Here is a 24,713-nt window from a genome sequence, read left to right on the forward strand (position 1 = left end):
GATGTTCTCGTTTTTGAGAACTTGGCTTTTTAGTGGTTCTGAGACGTAATTTTACTCACATTACCAGCACCAAATGATGAAAAGTATGGTAAAATGGAATGAATTTGATTTTGATTTTGCACGAAAGGAAGGGTGATAGCAAATGGCAAAAGCGAAGGTAGCCAAACGGCCTACTCGGGATGAATTTGTACTGGAGGAAATCGGGAATCAGCTTGTAGAAGCACAACGTGAGCAATCCGAAATCGTATTGACCGTATGGGGACGCCAAGAAACAACCCGCGGACAGATCGTTAAAATGGACCCGAGAACGGGAAAGGTTCATGTGGAGAGTAATGGAGAAACAGAAAAAGTTCCTTTTATGGATATTATGAGTGTAAATTACCCGAGAGATTAGTTGTTGTGATTACATAAATATAGCAGAAAAGGACGAAAAGAATGACAAAGTTAGGGTCTCCCTTACTGCTGTGGGAAAGTAACAATTTACAATTCGCGTATACAAAAACAACCGAGTGGTTTAGAGCCATCGGTTGTTTTTGTATGCTGCTGCATGAGTGGGAAGAGAAAGCCGCGTTATTGTGTTGGCACTTTCCCTTGTACATGCTTATGTAGCTTTTATCGGGCTGGTATGACTGGCACGTGCTTCGGCCTTCTTAAGCACCTTACGATCAAAAATGAAGGGGCCAAACGGCAACAGCGATGCAATCAAGGCTGCAAGACTTTGCAGTAGCGTTATTTTCCGCAGAATCAGCATGACCACAGTAGCTATGACATAAGCCACGAACAGTACCCCATGGATCATACCCACCCAGCTTACCATTTGCGGCATTCCAGCTGCGTATTTAAGCGGCATAGCGATACACACAAGCAGTAGATATGAAATCGCTTCAATATTACCAATGACACCAAACATCTTAAAGGCATTTTTGAACATAATACACCTCCTTCTCCTATTGCTTAAAATTTAATATATCCTATAATGCAATGTTATTAAACGGTAGAAAGTTACGATATATCGAATATTTACAGCTGAATCCCAAGGTTATGTCAGAGCTTTCACATGACTGAAGTATCTCCCATCAAATGCTTCATTTCGCTGATTCCAACGTACCACAGCTTAGCGTGCCCGGAAACGATAATCGTAATTTCGTTTATCTTGTCAAAATATGTATCTATATTCACTGGTTGCATGATCTAATCTATTAAAAGCAAAAATATAAAATATAAAGTCACTCTGATATTAACACGCTATCGAGAGGCCGAGCAAAAAGTGATGAAATTGAAACAAACAATTGGGCTTAGAAAGATGGCTTGGAGTAAGAAAAAACACTAAGCTGGTCAAGTTCGAAGGCTTAGCATATGTTGTTTGCGCGACCCTATCAGTAAAAATGCTAGTGTGAAGTCTAAACATTTTGTATGCAAATTCCGATAACAGTTAAATGAACGTGTGTACATTATAGTGTGAATTTTAAAAGCTGGATGGCAGCAGAAGGGTTTATAAGCTTAACTTATTAGTTTTGACAAATAAAATTTCCATACTGGTATCAAGGAGAGCATAGATCATGAATAAAAAACGTTTGCGTCAATGGATGGCTCCGTTCGCAACGGCTACACTGATTTTAAATACGGGATATGGCATTTTGGCCCCCGATGCAGTGGCTAGCGCGTTGCCGACTGAGAGGCATAACTCAAATCTGACAGGACTGAATACAGCACAGTTACATACCAAATTAGCAACCGCTCAAGGTCGTAATGTGCCGGTTACTTCAGGCACGAAAGTGACTACGTTAACAAAAGGTTATGGTCAGAACACCTATCTCAACCAAATGCTAAAAGTAATGTCGAGCCAAATGGTTACTGCGAATATCGCGCCGGCAGAGGTAAGCAATCTGACAGCGGTTCCTACAGAAACAACAAAAGTAAATTTGTCCTGGACCAATCCGTCGGACCTTAATTTCGACCATGTAAAAGTGGTTGGTGTCACTAACGATGTGTATGTAGATAATATTAGAAGTAACTCTTATATGTTGAGCGGTTTACAGCCGAATACGACCTATACCTTTCGAGTGAAGACGGTGAATAAGAGCGGAGATGAATCACAAGGTACGATAGTACAGGCCAAAACGGCTTCCATTGATGTCCCTGTAGATAAGACACCTCCAGGAGAGGTAAGCGGGCTGACAGCGACGAATGTCGGATATAACGCTTTTACCGTAAATTACATATTGCCTAAGGATGCTGACCTGAGCCAAGCGATCATCTATTTAAATGGTAAGGAAGTGCAGCGAACTACAGGGACGTCCTATACGTTCAGTGGATTGATTGCCTCCACAAATTATACAGTTCTGGTCAAGACTATTGACAAATCCGGCAACATCTCTGGAGGAATCAGTATTCCGGTTACGACCTCAGCGCTCAGCGTTGATACCGTGCCCGAAGTGACAGGAGCTTCAGTGACATCAGTTAATAACTATAGCGTCACTGTTTCCTGGACGAGACCCAGCGGAATTAGTACAGTCAGTCTGTATAAGGACGGGCAACTGGTAACCGATTCATCAGGAACATCCTATACATTCAACAATCTTTCTTCAGGGCAGGCCTATTCGTTCACGATTAGGTCCAAGCGAAGCACAGGTGCATTGTCCTCCGGTGTGAGACTGACTGCCACAACGGACAGTACGTCCTCCAATTCGTCAGAAGTGTCCAATCTTGAAGTAGATAGCAAAAGTGACACCTGGATCAAAATCACCTACGATATGCCGAGTAAAGCCGACAAGGTGAAGATATATGTTGATGGAGATTATGAGGGAACTACAAGCTCTGAGTCCTATAAAATCACGGATTTGCGAGAAGGACGCTGGTATGAGATTAAGGTCGTAACTGTCAATAGTAATGGAAGAGAATCTAGCGGTGTAAAGATATCAGAACGCACGAATTCGGATGGTTACTATTCTTCTTCGTCATCTAGTTCATCGAATTATGAGAAAGCGAGAGATTTGATGCGAATTGCAGAAAACAGTCTGAATGCCTCGGACTGGCGTTCTGCCAGAGATGCAATCAGTGATCTGCCGAGCGGAACCCGTAAAAGCGATTTGCTGGATCGGTTAGAAGCTATTCGCAATAGAGCGATTGGTACCAGTAGTTCATCATCCGGGACGAGTTCTACAACAACAACTTCTGGTACAACGTCCTCATACCCTAACAATGCGGTTTCCTCATATTCAACTTCGTTCACCCTGACACCAGGAGCTAAATCAGCTTATGTCGATGGTCGTGCTACGACGATGGCTCAGGCTCCGCGAATCATAAATGGGGCGACGATGGTCCCGCTGCGCTTTATCAGTGAACGGATAGGTTACGAGGTAAATTATGAAAAGGCGACCAAAAAGATCATTCTGACTCGACCTACAGACGGCAAACAAGTAGTGCTTCAAGTCAAGAATTCGACCCTTGCCGTGTATGAGTTAAACAACTCCCGAAGTTATTCGACGAACATCACAGCTCCGGTTATTGTTAACGGCTACACACTGGTTCCATTACGAGTAATTAGCGAGCTTTCGGGGTATCAGGTGAACTATAATACTGCATCCAAACAAATTACGATTACAAAATAAATACTTCTGTAGAAAGGGTTCTAAAGTTTTCACTTTAGAACCCTTTCTGTGTATTAGGAAGTGTATGTAGAACAATGACAATCTGTTACTCTGTAAACAAGTTATTTTGATTGAAAAGAATATCGAGTTGCTTAAGCTCGCCACTTGTTAGTCGAACACCCAGAGTTTGAAGATTGGACTCGATTTGATCAGACTTGGTTGCACCTGGAATAATTAGATCAACGGCTGAACGCGTTAATAGCCAAGCTAGCGCAATCTGTGCAGGATCTGCACCCTTGTCTTTCGCGAATGCTTTGAAGCGATCCACGCGTTCCAAATTTGCGAGAAATGCTTCTTTTTGAAATAAAGGATTATTCATTCGTGAAGTGTCATTAAAAACATCATCCTTCTTATATTTACCGGCCAACAGACCTGATGCGAGCGGGAAAAAAAGGAATCAGTGAAATTTCGTGCTCTAGACAATAAGGAATAACGTCGGCTTCTGCATGACGAACCAGTAGTGAGTATTCAGCTTGAAGAACATCCAAGTGCTTATCAACATTAAAAGCCTGAAGCTGCTCAAAGCTTAAATTTGAAGCGCCAATGGCTTTGATTTTCCCTGACTTCTTCAGCTCTGCAAGTGTGTCAGCAGCTTCAGCTAGCGGGGTCCGGCTATCGGGAAAATGAAGAAAGAAAATGTCAACATAGTCTGTCTGTAATCTCATAAGGCTGTCATCCACAGCCTTATGTAATGCAGCTGGACTGTTGTCGACTTCCAGATGGCCTTGATTAAATTGGGGTTAGAAGAAGATTTAGTAGAGATTACAAGATGTTCACGGCCACCATAATCCCGGATGGCTTCACCGATTAACTCCTCAGAGTGGCCCATTCCATACAGAAATGCGGTATCAATGAAATTGATCCCTTTTTCAAGGGCAGTCCTAATTAATTGTCGGCTTAGAGTATCATCGACTTTTGGATACATCATTGAATTACCTACCACACCTGCTCCAAAACCAAGTTTAAATGCTTTTAATCCTGTTTTTCCTATTGCTATTGTATTGTTCATGTTTTTAAGCTCCTCTATTGTATGATGTGGAATCCTAGGAAGGACTCTAATGCACATCTTACAACCTGGTGTAAACACTAGGTCAAGCAGAGCGATCAGGAATCGAAAACAGATTAAGTTTGGGTTTCAAGTGGCAAAAAGTTATGGCCAAATTTTTGCCCGGTTTGCAATTTCAATTCAATCATATCCTTAATTTCCTGAAGTTCTTTCAGCTGCTGATCTGTCTTTTTTTGGTAATCGTAAAGCCTATCGTACCATTCAATATTTGATATGTTGCTCTCATCTAATTGAAGCTGGATCATAGGTTTTAACTCCTTCAGCGACATTGGTTGTGTCAGGAGTGTCTTCATTCCGATGCAAAATGATAAAACGCTACTGATATATAAATGTCAGTAGCGTTTTATATCGTTTAAGCATAGAACAAGGAAGAGGCGTATGCCTGATGAAATCGAACTAACCTAGATAGTAGATGATCTTTTTTTAAAAATTTGACGATCATATCGGTAATGACCTGAGTGGAATTTTAATACTTACCTGTCCGCCGCCTGTCTGGGTGGAGTTGGCAATAATCAGCTTTCCGCCATGTAGGTTGACAATGGATTTTGTTATATACAGGCCCATCCCGTAATGCCCGCTTAATCTTCTGGACGAGTCACCCATATAAAACTGCTCGGCGGCCTGTTTGAGACCTTCTGTAGAGAAGCCCGAGCCTTCGTCTAAGATGCTGAACTGAATGCCGTCTTCCACAGATTCTACGATCACCTGGATCTCGCTATACTCAGGTGCCTGATCTACCGCATTAGAAGCAACATTCATAATGGCGCGCTCAAGTAGAACTGGGTCTGCATACAGCGTCTTAGGGAGGTTATATGCAGCGAATGCTACAGATATTTTTTTGACAGCAGCCAAGGCTATTATTTGATCTTTCACTTTCGTTAAATAGAAGTCAGAATCCATCGTTTCCGCCCGCAGGGTGACAAGCGTTTCCGCTTTTGAAATTTCAATAAGAGTCTTAATATACTGCTCCATCTGCCTGGTGCTTTCCGATATATAATCCGTATAGTTCTTTTGCTCTTCGGACTGATCGGTCTCGGACAGCAGCTCTACGTTTCCACGAACGATAGTGAGTGGTGTTTTGACATCGTGTGCCAGGGCGGATATTTGCTCGCGACGTGATCTTTCCAGATTCCACTGTTTGTGAAGCGAAGTCTTTAAAGTTTCTTTCATTTTATCCATGGAATGCAGCACCTGATCGATCTCCATCACGCCACTGAATTCGATTGAGAAGTCCAGATCCTGTGCTTGAATTTGTTTGGTGGCCTGCTGCAACCCACTCATCTTACGTGCCAGCTTTCGTCCGAAGGAGGAAGCCAGCAAGGCACCTCCCCCCAGAAAGGCGATACAGAACACGGCAAAAAAGGACAATTCCGCGTTCGGCAGGTATTGACGCAGGATAGGAAGTTCAAACTGAGCCGAGACAGAATAGCGCATCACAGTAACTTTATCATGATGTGAGACTTTTACATAGTTATAGGGAAATTGATAAGCAGTATCGTTCTGCTGCGTAACACTCCAAGCAGTTTGAGCCTGCTTTTCAGAAAGGTTTCCCTCATTGAGGCGGCCTTCCGAAGTGAATGATGCGTATTTGTACAGTTTCTGCCGAGAATCCGGCTGTAGGGTCTTGCCAGCTTCAATGATTGTCTTGTCCGCCCGCACCTGATTCTCAGCATAGTTCGCGGGGAGAATGGTCCCACAAGACATCAGGACATAGAAGATGAGAACCAGGAACAGAGCGAGCGCAATCGTCCCGATACAGAACATAACTAAATAACCCAGAAAAATGGTTCGTAGTTTGGTTGTCTTGCATGCTTGCTGTACTTTGGTTACTTCCATCGGTACCCGATTCCCCAAACCGTCTCCACTGGCGAAACCTCTACTTTGCCAAGCTTGGCTCGGATATTTTTAATATGCTCCACGATGGTGGCGGAATCGCTGTCCCCATCCAAGCCGAAGACAGCTTCGTAAATCTGCTCTTTAGGGAACACCTGTCCCCAGTTCAGGGCTAGAAACTTACATATCTCATATTCGCTTTTGGTAAACGGGACTACAACATTCTGAACGGTGATTTCCTTGCCGGACAGATTGAAATGAATTTCCCCGATGCAGAATACATTACGCCGTTCACGATTCTCCCGTCTGAGATGGGCGTTGATTCTTGCGCGCAACTCTCCAGCACCAAACGGCTTGACAATATAATCGTCCGCCCCTTCCCCAAGCCCTAACATCACATCGTTCTCCATGGATTTTGCGGTGAGGAACAGGATCGGGCAGTCTATTTTGCTGCGAATTTCCCGACAGAGTGTGAACCCGTCCATGGTAGGCATCATCACGTCAAGCAGGATGAGGTCAAAGGCTCCAAGCTGCATAGTGAGAACCTGTGGGGAGTCGGAGACCACCGTGACAACATGGCCATCTTTCTGCAAAATATTTTGAAGGAGTGCCAAAACGGCGGGTTCATCATCAACGGCCAACAAGTTTGCCATGCTTAATTCACTTCCCTTGCTTTCTTTACTCTAGTCTTTATTCCGACGAATTGTGTCCTTCCCAACGACAAATCCATAATCCTAATAATACCATGATGACTACGGTCCCTACTACGCAATATCTGACTCCCGAATCAAGCCGTATAGCTTCAGGAATAGATACTGCTGAGTTTATACCGTATTGCACCCAGATCGTGATGAACCGGGCAGTCCAAGCAGAGGGGATGAATATCCAATTATGATCACCCAGCCCTGTAAGAAGCAAAGCGGACAATAGACTCTCCATAATGCCTAGACCGATGGAAGCTCCCTTGCCGAACCGCAAACTAATGAAAAAATGCAGAAAATAGAGGAATACACTGGACATAAACAGAATGCAGGCAGCCAACACATAAAACTTCAAGCCATACGGTGACTCTCTCATAAGATATATATAGCCAGCCCCAAAGCCACCGGAGGCAAGCAGCACACTGCCAAATCCCAAGATCAGGAGCAGGCTGAGCTTGCTCAGGAAAGGTAGCAGCTTCACTGGCGAGATCAATAGCTGCTGGAAATTGCCAGCGACTGCCTCCTGCTCAACAGCAATGGAGCAGACAATACCAATCATGGTAGGAAGAACCACGGCCAAGACCTGCAAATAGCCGTCCACCTTTGAAATCGGTGAATACGGAGTAAAGGAATAATAGGCTAGAAAGATTGCTATGCCTAAAAGCGGCACAAACAGCTGCACAAGCAGTAAGGGCTGCCTTCTAAGTTTAAGCACATCGGATTTCAGATAGCGGAAAAAAGAAATCATCTTATTTAGCCTCCCGCTTGCGGAAGGACATCGCCGTCAGTATCGACAGAATTATAAACAGGCAGATTGTGATCACTAGGCCGGGTACAATCACGCCTTTATCCAAAAGCGGATCTCCTGAAGGAACGGCAAGCCCATTAGGTAGCACTTTAATGACGGCGCACATTAATCGGGCTGGAATAGCATAAGGGACCGCCCACCACACAGAGGACGTAGCGAACAAAATGGTGCAGGATACGTTGCCCAGCATATTAATAATTAGAGTGGCAAACATGCCTATTCGGTCCGTCAGGAACAGGCAAAGTGGAACTTGCCACAAAAAGGTGATGAAGAGGATTAGAGTTGCAGCAACGCTTCCTGCTAGTGTCACAGAAGTTGAGAATACGAATCCGCCAAGAGTTATCCCTATAAATAGGACAATAAAGGAAACCATTAAGAGTCTTACGCAAACCCCGATTTTACCGTACCATACCTGAGCCAAATCTACAGCCATGCCGAGGACAGCACGGTATTTCAGCTTCTTGCAATCCTTTTGGATCACTCCTGAGCACATTAAGGTGAGGGCACCTGGCAGCAGCATGAAATACCACCAATTGTAGCTGGCGCTTTGGAGCATACGTCCCCCCATGAGTACGGTACACAGAAGAAGAGTAGCGATGGGGGCAAGCCAGACCAACTTTTTTGTGAAGGTACGCTTTAATTTTAGATGTTCGGCGGCTATATATTGCTGCATCCTACTCATCCCCTTTTCGGTATTCCTGTGCAATCTGCATGAACAACGATTCCAGGCTTTGTCCTGGAGTGACCGCCTCTTGATAAGCTAATACGCCGCCGGCAATGATACCGACATGGTCAACGATTTGTTCGACTTCGGATAAAATATGGCTGGAAAGAATTACGGTAATTCCTTGCTTCGGGAAGGAGCGAATCAACTCGCGTTGCTCCTGAATACCAATGGGGTCTAGTCCGTTGGTTGGCTCATCTAAGATCAATAGCTTGGGATGATTGAGGAGAGCAATGGCAATGCCCAGCCGCTGTTTCATACCCATCGAGAACTGGCCCGAGCGCTTTTTCCCGGTATGGGTCAAATCAACAATGTTCAGCACTTCATCAATCTGCGAATCAGGCAATCCCAGCAACGTTGTACGAACTTTGAGGTTCTCTCTAGCTGTCAAATTTTCATAGAGTGGAGGGGATTCGATCAGTGCGCCGATCTGAGCAAGATCTTTTCGGGACCAGGGTTTTCCTTGAAATAAAATCTCACCGGATGTCGGGCGTAGCATACCGGTTAACATTTTCAAGGTGGTTGATTTTCCAGCCCCATTTGGGCCAAGTAGTCCATAGACGGAATTCTCCTGAATAGACAGTGTGACGTTGTTCACCGCCTGTTGTCGTCCGAAGGTTTTGCAGAGATTTTTAGTCTGTAAAATAATGTTATCCATATCAGTTCATCCTTTTCATTTGTTCTGACAACTACTTTAAAGATCAATTCTAAGAACTTTATAAGGATTTAAAATATTAATTTCAAACTTTATGCATTCATGCACTATTCGCTATAATGGATACAGTGATTTAGGAAAGGGATGTAATCATGAAGAAGGTCATCGTAATCGGATCAGGAATTCTGGGGGCATCGACAGCATACCATCTAGCAAAAATGGGTGCTAATGTCATTATTGTAGATCGTAAAGATAAAGGACAGGCTACTGATGCCGCTGCTGGCATTATCTGTCCCTGGCTATCACAGCGACGCAATCAGGCTTGGTACCAACTAGCCAAAGCGGGAGCGCGTTTTTACCCTGGGTTGATTGAAGAACTCAAAAGCGAGGGAGAAACAGAAACTGGCTATGCTCAAGTGGGGGCTCTCAGTATTCATGATGATTTGGAGAAAATCAAAAAAATGGAGGAGCGGGCACACTTACGACAAGCGGATGCACCGGAAATCGGTGAAATTACCCGGCTAAATGAAAAAGAAACCCATGAACGGTTTCCTTTGTTAGTAGAAGGTTATCATTCTGTTCATATTAGCGGTGCCGCCCGAATAGATGGGCGTGCGCTGCGGGATGCGTTGGTCCGATCAGCACAAAAAAACGGGGTGGTCCTTATACAAGGAAATGCTACGCTTCAATATGAGTCCGACCATGTAACGGGAGTAGTGGTCGGTGCACAAAGCTTCTCGTCTGACAAGGTCATTGTTTGTGCAGGTGCATGGGCAAATCAACTACTGTTGCCTTTGGGCATTCATTTTAAGGTTAGTTATCAAAAAGCACAAATTATGCATTTGCAGGTTTCTAATAGGCAAGACACAGGCACTTGGCCTGTAGTCATACCGCCTTCTGATCAATATCTGCTGGCTTTTGATAAACAGAAGATCGTAATAGGGGCGACTCACGAAAATGAAATCGAAGGTTACGATACGAGAGTAACAGCAGGTGGGATGCAGGAAATTCTGGATAAAGGTTTAGAATTGGCCCCTGATTTAGCAAACAGCACTTTTCAGGAGGTAAGAGTTGGTTTCCGTCCTTTTACACCCGGGTTTCTACCAGTGATCGGAGCTGTTCCAGGCTGGGATGGTCTTATAGCGGCAAATGGGCTTGGAGCATCCGGGTTGACCATGGGCCCCTTTATTGGAAATCAGCTGGCAAAGTTGGCACTTGGAATGAATTTAGATATCGATATCAATGATTATGATATTCGAAAAGCAATAGATGAAAGTTGATTCTTGACCGGAGAAATGAAGTCGCCACAATGGCGGCTTTTTTAGCGATATAAGTTCTTTTTCTCAACTTTAAGTGAACTTATATCGCTAGCTGAAAAGGGCAATTACAGGTTTCCATTTTAAAGATTAGATAACTACCTAACCGTTGAGCAGTTTATAGAGATTGACTCATATTAATGTTCAAAACTCCGCTACGTAAGAACAAGATAAGTGACATACTAAAACAAATCACAGTAAACAGGCTAACGGAAATAAAACCACCAGAGTGTGCATATAGCATTCCCGCTGTGAAAGAGCCAACCGCCGTACCACAATACATAGAAGAATTGGCAAGTGATGAAATTGTTCCTCGTGCTGTAGCAGACAGGGTTTGAAGCAAACTCATCATAAGTGGAAAAATCATTCCAAGGATGAGGAAGATCAGAAAATATGTAATTTCGACATAAGTTACGCTAGGTAAATATGGAAGAAGTAAATAAAGCAGGCCGATGAAGATTATGCCATATTTCAAAGAGTGTCTAGCACCTACTTTATTAACTAGGCTACTACCAAATAAGCTGCTGATCGTATTTCCTAAACCAAGGAACAGAATTACCGTACCAATACTTGCAACATTGAGACTGAATTTATCGGAAAGCCATGTGCCAATAAAAGAGAAAGCAGCAAAATTTCCGAGTTGGAATAGGAGATAGGCAAGAAAAGCGATCTTAGGTGTTGATCCGCGTAGTAATGAACGATATCTACTCCCAATAGAGGAAGCCTTATGCTTCTGTAGAGAAGCAGGTAAGGAGGGCAAGAGAACAGCAGTCAAAATAACGATCAAGAAGGTGCAGCAACCAGTTATAATAAAAGGTGTTTGCCACCCTGTGGTAGCGAGATAGCTGCCGATGGGCACACCCAGCATTTGGGAAACGGCCAATCCTGCGGTAGCAACCCCCATGGCTTTTAATACTTTATGTGGTTGAACCAGCTGAGGAATGGCAGCCCAAACTTGAGGCGACGCGAAAGCGGCGCTAATCCCAGCCAATAAGCGAAAAGCAAACATGGTCCAAAAATCCGTGGCAAAGCCGCAAAGTAAAGTAAAGATACCAAAACCAAGCAAGCCGAACAGTAGTACTTTTTTTCGATTCCATTCATCTGACAATGGTCCTGCAATTAAGGCAAACACAGCATAACCTAAAGCATAGGCCGAAACGATCCAGCCTGATTGCTCGATAGAAATGCCGAAACTTTCACGAAGAATAGGTAAAAGAGGCGATACAATGAACGTATCTGTGCCGATGAAAAACATGATAAAGAAAAACAAGGTGATAATTTTATTCAAAACTAATTCCTCCATTTGTTCTATTGTTCGATAATTTTCGAACAATAGAAATATAACATTGCAATATGTTATAATGCAACTATAATTCTTTATTCAGGTAGGTGAACGGATCTTGAGAACACTGTATCATCCTAGCGTTAATGAAATTACTCTATCTACAGTTTTATATGCCCTGAGTGACCCGATTCGGCTTAATATCATCAAGATTTTGGACGAAAAGGGGGAGCAATCCTGTAGCTCGATAGATATTTCGGCCCCAAAGTCAACCTTGTCCCATCACTTTAAGGCTCTTCGGGAATCAGGAGTCATCCATACAAGAATAGAGGGTACCCAACGCTTTATTTCAATCCGGTACGACGATGTGAATTTACGATTTCCGGGATTGCTAGCGGCTGTACTGATGGGCTTGAAGCAATAAAATAAAGGTCTAGTTAGCATGATGCTGACTAGACCTTTATAGACGGAGGTAACGATAGAAAATCATAAGTTTCCGCTTATTTTGTAGTTAGAGGAAGAACAATTACTCTATACGTCATTCATCATGTCATTGAGATGCGAATTTTTTAACGATTGTGTTGTGGTTTGCATGTTTTTCAAGTAGTCGATTTTATAGATACAGGAATAGATCACATTTAATACATAGTCAAAGGCAATCTGCGATGAAAATGTACCAATCTTGGCATGTTTTACTTCGTCATTAGGCACCTGGATACAGATATTACTGAGTTTGGCCAATTCGCTTTGATTGGTTGCTGTAATTGTGATAAAAGGGATATTTTCATGTGCGAAATGCCGTGCTGCTTTTAAAAAAATCGGCGACTTTCCGTGGTAAGTTAAAAAAACAGCGCAATCCTGTGTCGTAAGATTAGCCGTATGGTAAGCCCACTCAGACAGCTCCGTGGCTATAAACACATACTTGTTTATTTTTACCAATTTATTTTGGAAACTTTTCGCACGGATTTGTGAATCACCTAACGCATATATAAAGATTCTTTTCGCTTGATCCAGCAGTAGGGCTGTTTGCGACAATAAATCATCATCCATGAATGTAAAGTTTTTTTCAATCGTTTCTTTCATTAATTCTGCAATTTCTTTCGCTACTTGAAGTGGGGATTCATCAAAACCGAAAGGATAGTTGGGGTCTACATTGGAAATGTTCTGGGTATTCTGCTGAAATTCCCGAGCAAGTTTGATTATGAACTCCTTGAAACCAGATAGCCCAAGTTTATGTGTTAATCGATTAATCGCGGAATGCGAAGTATATGTTGCCTTTGCAAGCTCCTGAATATTTAAGTGCAGGATACTTTCCTTATGAAGCAAAATATAGGATGCAATGCTTTTTTCGTTTGGTGTAAAGTTTTGCATTTCGGATAATTGCATCAGTATTTTCAACAGGTTCACTCCGGTTCAATTGAAATAACGTTTGATAAAGGATATAAAATAAACATTTTGTTTAAAAACAACCCGCCATGTTGACAAATAATCGGTTGAATGTACCATTTTGGCGGCAAATCCTTTACGATCAACATTCTTCTTCTATAATAAATGAAAAAGAGCCTAAGGGGGAAATAATATGCTTACCATCGGTTATATTGGAAATGGGAAAAGCACGAACCGTTATCATCTTCCTTTTTCATTGAACAGAGCTGATTTGAAAGTGAAGACGATATACGCACGTAATCCAGATAAAGGGGAGTGGAAAAAAATCCCTGACGTGCGGTATACAGATAATATTGAATCTCTAATGAACGATAAGGAGATTCAGTTGATTGTTATCTGTACACCTGTAGAATCCCACTACGACTATGCGAAAATGGCGCTTGACCACGGGAAAAATGTACTTGTTGAGAAACCTTTTACGTTAACCAAAGAAGAAGCCATGTCGATCTTCCAATATGCTAAAGAGAAAAATCTGGTTGTACAATGCTATCAGAATAGACGTTACGACTCGGATTTCCTCACTACCCAGAAGATTATTGAATCAGGAAAACTTGGAGATTTGCTGGAAGTGGAGATGCATTACGATTATTATCGCCCTGAGATCCCGAACTCCACTTCTCATTTTTCCAAGTATAACAGTTACCTATACGGACATGGCGTTCATACCATTGACCAGGTTCTTTCCTATTTTGGGAAGCCGGACACAATTCGTTACGATGTTCGTCAATTGCTGGGTTCTGGGAGAATGAATGATTACTTTGATCTGGATTTTTATTATCCCTCGCTCAAGGTATCCATCAAATCCAGCTTTTTTCGCTTAAAAGAGCGGCCGAGTTTTGTTGTATACGGCAAAAAAGGCGTTTTTATAAAGCAAACGAAGGATCGTCAGGAGGAGCATCTGAAATTATACTATCTGCCTAAGGGACACGCCGATTTCGGCATCGACCTGCCCGAGCATTACGGCATCTTAACATATTTGGATGATAAAGGCGAGTATCATGAAGAAAAAGTCGTTTCTGAAAAGGGAGACTATGCCCGAGTGTATGACGATATTTATCAGTCGATCGTATTTGGTAAAGAAAAAGTGATTAAAGACGAAGAAACGATAATTTGTATGGAAATACTTGAAAAAGGTATAGAGGAGTGCAACTAAAATGAAGTTGGGAATTGTCGGAGCAGGGATGATCGTAGGGGATCTATTGAGCTTTATTCAGGAAATCCCGACCATTTTATTAAAGGGCATTTGTTCTAGACCTAGCCACCAGGAGAAATTACTGGATTTGAAAAATAAATATGGAATATCTCAGATTTATTCGGATTACAGCGAGATGCTGATGAACCGTGATGTGGATACAGTTTATATCGGGTTGCCTAATCATCTTCATTATTCATATGCCAAAGAAGCATTATTGAGTGGTAAACATGTCATTTGTGAGAAGCCGTTTACTTCCAATTTGCAAGAATTTCTAGAGCTAAAAGAAATTGCTCAGCAAAGAAAACTGGTATTGGTGGAAGCCATAACGAATCAATATTTGAAAAATTATTTGTCAATGAAGGAGTATCTACCTAAACTTGGTGAGATCAAAATAGTTGAATGCAACTATTCTCAATACTCATCTCGATATGAAGCTTTCAAAGCGGGAATAATCCAGCCTGCGTTTAATCCGGAAATGTCTGGTGGAGCCTTGATGGATATTAATTTATATAATATTCATTTTGTTGTTGGATTCTTCGGTAGCCCAAAGAAAGTGGAGTATTGGGCGAACATGGAGCGTGGAATTGATACTTCAGGTATGCTGCTGCTTGATTACGGTGATTTCAAGTGTGTCTGCATAGGTTCAAAAGATAGTACGGCCCCCAATGCCGTGAACATTCAAGGCAATAAGGGCTATTTACACATGGCAAGTTCTGCTAATATATGCGACTGCTTTGATTACACTGCGAATAAGGAAACGCCAATTCGTGTGGATCTAAAAGATCATTCGCATCGAATGTATGACGAATTCGTTGAGTTTGATCGTATCATCGAAGAAAAAGATTTTGGAAAAGTCTCGAATATGCTTGAACATAGCGAGAAGGTCATGAATGTCATTGAGAAAGCCAAGCAGTCCGCCAATCTTGTATTTGGCCCTGATAAACCATTTTGAGAGTAGCAGACATATGTCTGCTACTCTTTTTTATCAGATTCACAATTTCCGGTCCAACAGCATGCCTATTTGCTCTGCCATCTCGACAGGAGGGAGAGGTTTATCATTCAAAAACCACCACTCCATAATCCCTACCACAGCGGACGCTGCATAACGGACAACCACTTCTTCGTTTAGTCCCCGATTTCTTGCTTCATTCATGTCGACCTCTTCCCGAAGTTCATCGATCATAAATTCAAGAAACTGAGTGCGGAAGTAAGGGGCGCCTTTGCTCACCAGCATCGTGGAGAAAAATAAATAGTTAGCCTCAAAATATTCAAACCAAACAATTTCGGCCTCTGTAAAGCTCAAATGAGCCGATTCAATACATAATCTTCGAAGTTCATTGATGTGTGCGGCGATCAGCTTATCCAGCAAATCATATTTGTCCACGTAATGAAGATAGATGGTTCCCCGGCTTACATTCGCTTTGTCGGATAGATCCTGAATCGTAATATGGTCGAAACTCTTTTCGGCCATCAACTCCGTTAATGCTTTTTTCAAGGCTTCCTGTGTTTTGAGTATTCTCCTGTCCACTTTCACTGTGTTCAACCCCTAAACTTCTAAATGATAATTGACTGTTTTAACTTATATGTCTATTAATGAACAAATCAAGCGTATTTAACAATTGCAAGCATTCTGTATCAGCTTATAATAATAGACACAAGTTCAATAATGTATCTTTTTCAATTATAGATGCATTTATATGAAGGATCAATGCAAAGAAAGAGGAGATATCACATGTCAGATACTCAAAAACTTACGGCTGCACAGCGAACGATTGGGGACTTCTCACCAAAGATTGTCGAGCTGACCGACAAGGTGCTTTTTGGGGACGTTTGGGAACGCAAAGAGCTGGCCCCACGCGACCGCAGCCTCATTACCGTAGCAAGCTTGATCACCGGAGGGAATTCCGAACAACTGGGCTTTCATTTGGGTAAAGCCAAAGACAACGGCCTGACGGAAGAGGAACTGATCGAAGTCATTACCCATCTTGCCTTTTATGCGGGCTGGCCGAAGGCGATGTCCGCTATTACAGTGGCCAAAGAACTATTCGCAAAAGAAAACTAAGTCTCGAAAGGATGTTCATTCTCTATGTCCAATATTCAAGATAAAGTCGTTATTATTACAGGTGCTTCCAGCGGAATCGGAGAGGCAGCGGCCAAAGAACTGGCATCTAAAGGTGCGAAGCTTGTGCTGGCGGCTCGCTGTGAAGACCGTTTACAAAAGCTGCAAGAAGAAGTTGAACAAAGCGGGGGTACAGCCATCTACAAAGTAACCGATGTGACATCGCATGAACAAGTGGAGGAGTTGGCTTCGTATGCACTTCAAGAGTTTGGGAAAATCGACGTACTTATCAATAATGCCGGAGTCATGCCGCAATCGTTTCTCTTTAAGAAGAAAATTAATGAATGGGATATGATGATTGATATTAATATCAAGGGCCTTTTGTACGGGATTGCTGCTGTTCTGCCTGCGATGCGGGAACAGAAATCTGGCCATATCATTAATCTGTCTTCTATTGCCGGACATAATGTCTATCCCGGCGGCACTGTATATTGCGCGACCAAACATGCCGTAAGGGCGATTACGGAAGGTTTACGTCAAGAAGAGGCGATCAGTGGTACCCAGATTCGTACAACGAATATCTCTCCAGGAGCTGTCAGCACTGAATTGACGGAGGGAATCACGGATGCAGAGTTAAAACAAGCCTACGATGAGTTATATCAAGGAGCGATTAAAGCGGAAAGTATCGCACGTGCGATTGCTTTTGCGATTGAAGAGCCAGGAGACGTTGCGATCAATGAAATGATTATTCGCCCAACCACACAACAGGCGTAAGTCAACAGCAGGAGGAATGACGATGAATTATCGTACAGTAGGAAAAACAGGAATCAAGGTTTCAAATTTATGTTTTGGCACGATGTCCTTCGGCGGAAATGCCGATGAAGAAACATCCAAAAAAATGTTCAACCGCTCCCGCGAAGCTGGCATTAACTTTTTCGATACAGCAAACGTGTACAGCCAGGGTCGCTCCGAAGAAATTCTAGGCGAGTGCATCGAGGACTGTCGGAATGAGATTGTACTGAGCACTAAAGTTTTCTATCCGATGGGACAGGACGTGAATGCTAGGGGGCTTTCCCGTCGTCATATCATGCTTGAAGTGGAAAACAGTCTGCGACGCCTGAAGACGGACCGCATCGACTTCTACTTCGTGCATATGTTCGACGAAAATACACCAATGGAGGAGACGCTTCGTGCACTCGACGATCTTCAAGCGCAGGGCAAAATCCTTTACCCAGCGGTGAGCAACTGGTCGGCCTGGCAGATTGCCAAAGCGGTCGGCATCTCTGCCAGGGAGGAGCTGGCGCGCTTTGAATTGATCCAGCCGATGTACAACCTGGTCAAACGTCAGGCTGAGGTAGAAATCCTGCCTCTTGCCGCTTCCGAGCAGATTGGGGTCATTTCGTACAGCCCTCTGGGAGCCGGGATTCTTACGGGCAAATACGGAACGAACAAACGACCGGAGCAAGGACGGCTGGTCGAAGAGCAGCGGTATACGGACCGCTATGCGGATGAAATGAATTTTGCCGTCGCCGACCGCTTTACTGCACATGCAGCAGAACGAGGTGTGAAGCCCTCGACGCTTGCGGTAGCTTGGGCGATGTCCAATCCTATGATCACGGCGCCAATTATTGGCGCAAGAAACCTCGCGCAGCTGGAAGACTCACTGGGCGCTGTCGATGTAGAGATGACTCCAGAGTGGCGCGATGAGATTTCCAGACTTTCGGTGACTCCCGCGCCTGCTACAGACCGGGGCGAGACGCTACTGCCGAACTGGGCTTGAAGACCGAAGACCGCCTAAATGATGTTGGGGAAGTCGGTGGTGTTCTCGTTTTATAGGAAATGACGCTGGAAGTTAAACGTATCATACCGAAAAAGAGACGGCCTAAGGTCGTCCTTTTTGCTTCTTCGCCGATCAGTCTAGATACTTAGTCATTCATGACCTGGTCATATTTTTCCTTCAATCGCTTGATGTCCGCTCTCGGAGGAGCACCGAACATGCGGGAGTATTCGCGGCTGAATTGGGAGGAACTCTCGTAACCGACCCTGAAAGCGACGTCTGCGGCGTCCGCCGATTCAGCCAATAAGATGCGGCGAGCTTCCTGAAGTCTCAGCTGTTTTTGGAACTGAATTGGGCTCATGGCGGTTACCTCTTTAAAATGCCGATGGAACGAAGAAACACTCATGCTGGCGGTGTCTGCAAGATCTTCGATCCGAAAAGACTGGTCCCAATTTCGGACAATATGGTCGATAGCTTCCCGGATCCGATAGGTGCTGCTTCCTTCGACTGCAATCTGAGCCAATTCGACTCCATAGGGCCCCTGCAGCAACCTGTACAGAATCTCCCTCGTGTAAAGCGGGGCGAGAAATGGGATTTCTCCCGGGGTGTCCAGCAGACGGGCAAGCCTGAGCACGGCGTCCTGAATGGACGATTCCATCCAGCCGACGAACAGGGCACGCTTGGCATTATCTTTTGACGTGACCTTAATATCACAATCGTTCAGCACTTCAAGGATCTGGTTCTGTGTAAATTCGAGCTTGAGACTCAGGTAAGGAGAGTCAGCAGACGCTTTTATAATTTGACCGATCACAGGCAGATTCATGGAAGCGATCAGATAATTGGACGGTCCATATTCAAATCTCTCCTGTGCCAGCAAAATTTCTTTCAGACCTTGAACGACAACACAAAAAGAAGGCTTGTAAACCCGATAAGCGGGCTCAGTTATGCTGGAATGCTGATAGAAAAATAGGGAAGGGACCGCCGTTTCCTTGGTGCTATTCTGAAGCGAGTGACGCTCGATTAATCCGGTAAGCTCCTGTTGCTGTTGAATAAGGTTCTCGGACATTCAAATCCTCCTTGCAGGTTTGTCTGGTCCCATTATAAGACTTATCCGCCTGTAGCAACAGTAGCCGTAATAGGATTGGGCAATCATTTAAGACGAATGAGATATCACTTCGCTTTTTCTGTTCGGCATAATAAGACTAAGCTCACAGAATCAAGCAAGGGGGAGAACAATGTAACAGCTGAAGCGGATGAAGTGACAGAAGCCTCTAAACTACCGCAAGCATAACGACATTATCAAAGAACAAGTTTAAAAAAGGGAGGAGATGAATTATTTGAATCGTTGGTTTAGGAACTTATTGGTTCAAAGGCTTATCACATTAATAGAGTTTGAAGAGCATGAATGTTTCAAAAAATTATATAATAGTTCTCTTGATAGGATCGTAAGCCAATCAACTAATGAAAAATAATAACATTTATAATGACCAACTCTCTAACTAAATAAAGATAGAATCATATTAAGAAAGGAAGATGTATGATGGAAAAGCGTAAATTGGGAAATAGCGGTCTGGAAGTTTCCGCAATCGGACTTGGATGCATGGGAATGAGTTACGGTTATGGGCCGGCTTCGGACCAAAAGGATATGATCTCGGTCATTCGGGAAGCGGTCGAGCGCGCGTGACTTTCTTTGATACCGCTGAAGTATACGGACCCTACACGAATGAAGAACTCTTGGGCGAAGCTCTTCTTCCCCTTTCGAGACCAAGTCGTGATTGCCACGAAGTTCGGCTTCAATATGCAGGATGGCAAGCAGTCCGGGATGAACAGTCTCCCTGAGCATATCAAGAAAGTTGCCGAAGAATCGCTTAGACGGCTCAAGATTGAAGCCATCGACCTGTACTATCAGCACCGAGTCGATCCAGATGTGCCAATCGAAGAGGTAGCGGGAGCCGTGCAAGATCTGATCCGGGAAGGAAAGGTAAAGCACTGGGGATTGTCTGAAGCAGGAGTGAAGACCATTCGTCGTGCACACGCGGTTCATCCACTCACTGCAATTCAGAGTGAATATTCCCTGTGGTGGAGACGTCCCGAAGAGGAACTCCTCCCTGCCCTAGAAGAGCTCGGTATTGGCTTCGTTCCGTTCAGTCCTTTGGGCAAGGGCTACCTGACGGGAAGTTTTAACGCAAACACGACATTCAACCATGACGATTTCCGCAGTATTCTTCCACGTTTTACTCCAGAAGCGCTGGAGGCCAATCAGGTGCTGGTCGACCTGCTTAAAGAGATGGCTGAGCAGTTAAAAGCAACGCCAGCCCAAATCGCACTCGCCTGGCTGCTAGCCCAGAAGTCGTGGATCGTTCCGATCCCGGGCACACGGAAATTAAGCCGTCTGGAAGAAAATCTAGGCGCAGTCCACATTAAGCTCACATCCGAAGATGTGCGCAATATTAACAGCGCAGCCTCGCAGATCACTTTGATGGGCGCCAGATATACGGAGGAACTGGAGAGAAGAACGGGTCTTTGATCTAATTCTTCAAGTCATATCCCAACCATGTGGAAATCTCTTTTGTTAAAGTAAATAATTGAGATGAGAAATCGTATTTCTCCGCAATATTAAAATTCTGTCCCGCCTTGTGAGGCGGGGTGAGTATAAGTCCAATGTTCATTAACTCGCTGCTGGTAAAATAGCATTAAAATCATCCCAAAAATCGAAATAGCGGCAGTCATGGACGAGGAAATAAAGTCCTAGAACTGCCGCTATTTTATTGAACTTTCGTATCCGTTAGCGCAATAGTTAATAAACATTTATTTGTTCGCGGCACCGACTGCTGGGGCTGGGATATTCCGTTCAATCTGCTGGCAAGCAGGGATCGCGAGACAATGTCCTTTTAGTAGAGAAATGAGCTTATTCATCTTTGAAGCACACTTTTTGGGATTGACAGAGGTATGGCTGCATGAGAAAATGTACGCGCGTACATAAAATGATTTGGAGGTGGGTAATATCGTTTCGCGCAAGGAAGTAGCAGAACTTTCCGGCGTGTCTGAAGCGACGGTATCCCGGGTCTTAAATGCAGTAGGTCCTATCAAAGAGGATACGCGGAGAAGGGTTCTGGACGCAGCTAATCAGCTTGGATATGTTCCTAGTGCGCTGGCCCGTAACTTTGCCCGAAGCAAGAGTGGCCATCTTGGTGTGGTTATGCCTTATGTCCCGAAGGCGCACCTGTTCTCAGCCTATTTTTTCTCTGAGATGCTGAGCGGTATCGGAAACAAGGCCAGAGACAGCGGACTCGATCTGCTTCTATTGTTCCGGAAGCCGGGGGAACGGATTGATTACAGTAGTCTTTTCCGCCAGCAAAGGATCGATACCTGTATCATCCTTGGAGCCAGGGATGACCACGATGAGGTGGAAGCTCTAAAGAGACTTCAGGAAGAAGGGCGTCCATTCTGCGTCATGAATCACCATTTTGAAGGGCAATCGTTCTGTGAAGTGGATGCAGACCATGTAGAAGGCAGCCGAGCGGCTGTAAGTCACCTCATCGAGCAGGGATACAAACGGATTGCCTTTCTCAACGGCCCGGATATCTATTCCAATAGTACTGAGCGAATGAAGGGTTACCGTACCGCGCTTCAGGAGGCCGGTATTGAATATGACCACGATCTGCTTCTGGAAGGTAACTACAGCCGTCGAAGCGGGCTCGAAGCCTCAGCCACAATAGCAGACAAATTGAATGATATTGATGCCGTATTTGCGGCGAACGACCGGATGGCCCTCGGGGTAATGCAGGGTCTCCGTGAGCGCGGACTGCCAGTTGAACGGTTCCCAGCGTTTGTAGGCTATGACGATTCGGATGCGGCTGAGATGGCTGTTCCGCCGCTAAGCAGTGTCCGCGTTCCTTTTTATGAGATGGGAGAGCTCGCAGCCTCGAAGCTTATACCCGATTCTCTGGACCTTATTCCAGCCCTGGAACTGACCGGGTCCGACTCGATAAGAGAACTCCTGTCCACAGAGCTGATTATCAGGGCGTCATCCATTCGTCCATAACACCAATCGTCAAAAACTCGTTGAAACTCAGACCCATAAGGAGGATCACGACATGTCTAATCGTCTTCGTATCGGAATGGTTGGCTACAAATTTATGGGCAAGGCTCACAGCAACGCTTACCGTAGTCTACCCATGTTCTTCCCAGATGCCCCGCTGCAGCCAGAGATGTCCGTTATCTGTGGACGCAACGCGCAGGGGGTTCAGGCGGCTGCCCGCCAGTTCGGCTGGACCGAAAGTGTTACGGATTGGCGTGATCTAGTGAAACGTAACGATATTGATCTCATTGATATTAACGCCCCGAGTAATGCCCATAAGGAAATTGTCGTTGAGGCTGCCCTCCAGGGCAAGCATCTGTTCTGTGAGAAGCCGCTTGCGCTCTCGCTGGCGGATTCCCGTGACATGCTGCAGGTAGCAGAGGAAGCAGGGGTCAGACATATGGTAGGCTTCAACTACCGCTTTTCTCCGGCTGTCCAGCTGGCAAAGCAGCTAGTCGAGAGCGGTCGCCTAGGCAAAATTTATCATTTCCGTGCTTTCTTCCTTCAAGACTGGATCATGGACCCGTCCTTCCCGCTGGTATGGCGGCTGCAAAAAGAAGTGGCCGGTTCTGGCTCTCATGGTGATCTTGGCGCCCATCTGATTGATCTCGCTCGCTTCTTGGTCGGCGAGTTCCATGAAGTGATCGGTATGAGCGAGACATTCATCAAACAGCGCCCGTTGGCTTTGGAGATGAGCGGGTTGAGCTCCAAAAGGAGCGCAGAGGCAAATGCACCGATGGGAGAAGTGACAGTCGATGATGCCACGCTGTTCCTGGCACGCTTCGCCGGAGGTGCGCTGGGCAGCTTCGAGGCCACACGTTTTGCTGCCGGACATCGGAGCACAAATTCATTCGAGATCAACGGTAGCCTAGGCAGCGTGCGGTTTGACTTTGAACGAATGAACGAACTGGAAGTGTATTTCACACAGGATAAGGAGGACGTTCAGGGCTTTCGCCGCGTACTCGCCACCGATCCGGCACATAAGTACTCTGAAGCCTGGTGGCCTGCAGGACATACAATTGGATTCGAGCATACCTTCACCCACGAGATGCTTGAGATGTTGAGGGCCATCTCCGAAGGACGACAACCTTCGCCGAACTTCCACGACGGTGTCGCTTGTCAGGCTGTGCTTGAAGCGGTAGAACGCTCCATAGAGGAACGCCGCTGGGTATCCATTGAAGAAATGTAGTATAACAATACATTCCGAAAGGTGAGTGGTTACAGATGCGCAAGGCACTGATTGTATGGGGTGGATGGAACGGACATGAGCCGGAGCAGGTGGCGGCCATTTTTGAACGCATTTTGAAGGAAGAGCAGTTCGAGGTGGAGGTGTCTAATACCCTTGAAGCCTACCAGGATGCAGAGAAACTGCTTGACCTGGACTTAATCGTTCCAATGTGGACCATGGGACAGATTGAGCAGGAACTAGTCAATAATGTCTCAGCAGCCGTTCAAAGCGGCGTAGGTCTCACAGGCTGCCATGGCGGCATGTGTGATGCCTTCCGGAACAACGTGGATTGGCAGTTCATGACAGGCGGGCAATGGGTTGCGCATCCCGGCAATGACGGGGTGGAGTACATGGTGAACATGAAGCGCGGCTCCAGCCCACTTCTAGAGCACATTGAGGATTTTCAGGTCAAAAGCGAGCAGTATTACCTCCACGTAGACCCGGCAGTTGAAGTGCTGGCAACCACACGCTTCCCGGTCGTACCAGGTCCCCATTCAGCCAATGGGCCAGTGGATATGCCTGTTGTATGGACGAAGCGCTGGGGGAACGGACGCGTCTTCTACAATTCGCTGGGCCATCACGCAGAAATCATAGATATGCCTCAAGTGACCGAGATGATGCGCAGCGGGTTTCTATGGGCAGCCGCAGGCAAACAGGCGGTGGCCACCCAGGGCAGCTCGCTGGCAGAGGCTTATACAGGCATGACAGACAACCAGCAGCGTTAGCGTGGATCGGATGAATTGGTAGTACCTCTGGCAAAGAGTTTGACCACCTGAACTCACCATGGTCAGAAAGGGACAGAGCACAGAAGGAGAACAGACAACACGGACAGTAATACCGTTAGGCGTGTGCCCTTATGCAATGATGTCCTGATTGAATTCGTATTGCCAGT

At 45.0% G+C, this 24,713-nt stretch carries 23 protein-coding genes and 2 pseudogenes; 13 read left to right on the top strand and 12 right to left on the bottom strand.

Translation table 11 applies throughout. From position 1 onward, the window contains the following. Positions 1-142: 142 nt before the first annotated feature. Positions 143-394, top strand: coding sequence for a YolD-like family protein (locus tag MKX59_RS14020; protein ID WP_023988845.1), 252 nt, complete (start codon positions 143-145; stop codon positions 392-394). Between the two features lie 207 nt (positions 395-601). Here MKX59_RS14020 and MKX59_RS14025 read toward each other — a convergent pair whose 3' ends face one another. Beyond that, on the bottom strand, positions 602-931 hold the full coding sequence (locus tag MKX59_RS14025; protein WP_023988844.1) for a DUF3817 domain-containing protein: 330 nt from the start codon (positions 929-931) through the stop codon (positions 602-604). Positions 932-1,559: 628 nt separating this feature from the next. Between MKX59_RS14025 and MKX59_RS14030 the strand changes: the two genes are divergently transcribed. Further along, the gene (locus MKX59_RS14030; RefSeq protein WP_075154247.1) at positions 1,560-3,611 is read left to right on the top strand and encodes a stalk domain-containing protein; all 2,052 of its coding nucleotides are present in this window, start codon (positions 1,560-1,562) and stop codon (positions 3,609-3,611) included. A gap of 85 nt (positions 3,612-3,696) precedes the next feature. On the opposite strand, the pseudogene MKX59_RS14035 reads toward MKX59_RS14030, so the two are convergent. The 7 genes and pseudogenes from MKX59_RS14035 to MKX59_RS14065 form a co-directional block, all read right to left on the bottom strand. Next, positions 3,697-4,659: pseudogene (locus MKX59_RS14035) on the bottom strand (aldo/keto reductase). Between the two features lie 113 nt (positions 4,660-4,772). Then, entirely contained in the window at positions 4,773-4,961 is a 189-nt protein-coding gene (locus MKX59_RS14040; protein ID WP_076159616.1) for a hypothetical protein, read from the bottom strand. A gap of 193 nt (positions 4,962-5,154) precedes the next feature. Further along, complete coding sequence (locus tag MKX59_RS14045) at positions 5,155-6,552, bottom strand: HAMP domain-containing sensor histidine kinase (protein ID WP_069080638.1); 1,398 nt, start codon at positions 6,550-6,552, stop codon at positions 5,155-5,157. Beyond that, entirely contained in the window at positions 6,543-7,202 is a 660-nt protein-coding gene (locus MKX59_RS14050; protein WP_340858487.1) for a response regulator transcription factor, read from the bottom strand. The genes MKX59_RS14045 and MKX59_RS14050 overlap by 10 nt, the downstream gene beginning before the upstream one ends. Positions 7,203-7,239: 37 nt before the next feature. Then, a complete protein-coding gene (locus MKX59_RS14055; RefSeq protein WP_068938791.1) occupies positions 7,240-7,998 on the bottom strand; it encodes a lantibiotic immunity ABC transporter MutG family permease subunit in 759 nt (252 codons plus the stop codon). Between the two features lies 1 nt (position 7,999). Then, positions 8,000-8,731, bottom strand: a complete 732-nt coding sequence (locus MKX59_RS14060; protein WP_068938793.1) for a lantibiotic immunity ABC transporter MutE/EpiE family permease subunit — start codon at positions 8,729-8,731, stop codon at positions 8,000-8,002. 1 nt (position 8,732) lies between these two features. Then, positions 8,733-9,440: a lantibiotic protection ABC transporter ATP-binding protein gene (locus MKX59_RS14065; RefSeq protein WP_068938799.1), complete on the bottom strand. Its 708-nt coding sequence runs from the start codon at positions 9,438-9,440 to the stop codon at positions 8,733-8,735. A 149-nt stretch (positions 9,441-9,589) separates the two neighbouring features. On the opposite strand from MKX59_RS14065, the gene MKX59_RS14070 reads away from it, so the two are divergent. Next, positions 9,590-10,717: an NAD(P)/FAD-dependent oxidoreductase gene (locus tag MKX59_RS14070; RefSeq protein ID WP_340858488.1), complete on the top strand. Its 1,128-nt coding sequence runs from the start codon at positions 9,590-9,592 to the stop codon at positions 10,715-10,717. 154 nt (positions 10,718-10,871) lie between these two features. On the opposite strand, the gene MKX59_RS14075 is transcribed toward MKX59_RS14070, so the two are convergent. Beyond that, complete coding sequence (locus tag MKX59_RS14075) at positions 10,872-12,041, bottom strand: MFS transporter (RefSeq protein WP_068938802.1); 1,170 nt, start codon at positions 12,039-12,041, stop codon at positions 10,872-10,874. Positions 12,042-12,153: 112 nt separating this feature from the next. Here MKX59_RS14075 and MKX59_RS14080 point away from each other — a divergent pair, with 112 nt between their 5' ends. Continuing rightward, a complete protein-coding gene (locus MKX59_RS14080) occupies positions 12,154-12,459 on the top strand; it encodes an ArsR/SmtB family transcription factor (protein ID WP_068938804.1) in 306 nt (101 codons plus the stop codon). A 107-nt stretch (positions 12,460-12,566) separates the two neighbouring features. Here MKX59_RS14080 and MKX59_RS14085 read toward each other — a convergent pair whose 3' ends face one another. Further along, a complete protein-coding gene (locus MKX59_RS14085) occupies positions 12,567-13,433 on the bottom strand; it encodes a MurR/RpiR family transcriptional regulator (RefSeq protein WP_023988835.1) in 867 nt (288 codons plus the stop codon). A 181-nt stretch (positions 13,434-13,614) separates the two neighbouring features. Between MKX59_RS14085 and MKX59_RS14090 the strand changes: the two genes are divergently transcribed. Both MKX59_RS14090 and MKX59_RS14095 read left to right on the top strand, forming a co-directional pair. Then, the gene (locus MKX59_RS14090; RefSeq protein ID WP_053325531.1) at positions 13,615-14,634 is read left to right on the top strand and encodes a Gfo/Idh/MocA family oxidoreductase; all 1,020 of its coding nucleotides are present in this window, start codon (positions 13,615-13,617) and stop codon (positions 14,632-14,634) included. A gap of 1 nt (position 14,635) precedes the next feature. Next, positions 14,636-15,628 carry a Gfo/Idh/MocA family protein gene (locus MKX59_RS14095; RefSeq protein ID WP_023988833.1) on the top strand — a complete coding sequence of 331 codons (993 nt, stop codon included), beginning with the start codon at positions 14,636-14,638 and terminating at the stop codon, positions 15,626-15,628. A 39-nt stretch (positions 15,629-15,667) separates the two neighbouring features. Here MKX59_RS14095 and MKX59_RS14100 read toward each other — a convergent pair whose 3' ends face one another. Continuing rightward, a complete protein-coding gene (locus MKX59_RS14100; RefSeq protein WP_023988832.1) occupies positions 15,668-16,210 on the bottom strand; it encodes a TetR/AcrR family transcriptional regulator in 543 nt (180 codons plus the stop codon). A 198-nt stretch (positions 16,211-16,408) separates the two neighbouring features. Between MKX59_RS14100 and MKX59_RS14105 the strand changes: the two genes are divergently transcribed. Genes MKX59_RS14105 through MKX59_RS14115 form a run of 3 tightly spaced genes read left to right on the top strand, consistent with a single transcriptional unit; the run spans position 16,409 to position 18,515 of the window. Continuing rightward, the gene (locus MKX59_RS14105) at positions 16,409-16,738 is read left to right on the top strand and encodes a carboxymuconolactone decarboxylase family protein (protein WP_023988831.1); all 330 of its coding nucleotides are present in this window, start codon (positions 16,409-16,411) and stop codon (positions 16,736-16,738) included. Positions 16,739-16,762: 24 nt separating this feature from the next. Further along, entirely contained in the window at positions 16,763-17,509 is a 747-nt protein-coding gene (locus MKX59_RS14110) for an SDR family oxidoreductase (protein WP_340858489.1), read from the top strand. Positions 17,510-17,531: 22 nt separating this feature from the next. Further along, on the top strand, positions 17,532-18,515 hold the full coding sequence (locus tag MKX59_RS14115) for an aldo/keto reductase (protein WP_068938809.1): 984 nt from the start codon (positions 17,532-17,534) through the stop codon (positions 18,513-18,515). 145 nt (positions 18,516-18,660) lie between these two features. On the opposite strand, the gene MKX59_RS14120 is transcribed toward MKX59_RS14115, so the two are convergent. Continuing rightward, on the bottom strand, positions 18,661-19,578 hold the full coding sequence (locus MKX59_RS14120; protein WP_264453733.1) for an AraC family transcriptional regulator: 918 nt from the start codon (positions 19,576-19,578) through the stop codon (positions 18,661-18,663). A 474-nt stretch (positions 19,579-20,052) separates the two neighbouring features. Here MKX59_RS14120 and MKX59_RS14125 point away from each other — a divergent pair. The 4 genes and pseudogenes from MKX59_RS14125 to MKX59_RS14140 all read left to right on the top strand — a co-directional run bounded on the left by MKX59_RS14125 (position 20,053) and on the right by MKX59_RS14140 (position 24,546). Further along, positions 20,053-21,039: pseudogene (locus tag MKX59_RS14125) on the top strand (aldo/keto reductase). Positions 21,040-21,501: 462 nt separating this feature from the next. After that, entirely contained in the window at positions 21,502-22,557 is a 1,056-nt protein-coding gene (locus MKX59_RS14130) for a LacI family DNA-binding transcriptional regulator (protein WP_340858490.1), read from the top strand. 52 nt (positions 22,558-22,609) lie between these two features. Continuing rightward, a complete protein-coding gene (locus MKX59_RS14135; protein WP_028541615.1) occupies positions 22,610-23,782 on the top strand; it encodes a Gfo/Idh/MocA family protein in 1,173 nt (390 codons plus the stop codon). 35 nt (positions 23,783-23,817) lie between these two features. Further along, positions 23,818-24,546: a ThuA domain-containing protein gene (locus MKX59_RS14140; protein ID WP_028541614.1), complete on the top strand. Its 729-nt coding sequence runs from the start codon at positions 23,818-23,820 to the stop codon at positions 24,544-24,546. Positions 24,547-24,713: the final 167 nt, after the last annotated feature.

Source organism: Paenibacillus sp. FSL R7-0340 (assembly GCF_038002205.1).
GTDB classification, from domain to species: Bacteria; Bacillota; Bacilli; order Paenibacillales; family Paenibacillaceae; genus Paenibacillus; species Paenibacillus polymyxa_B.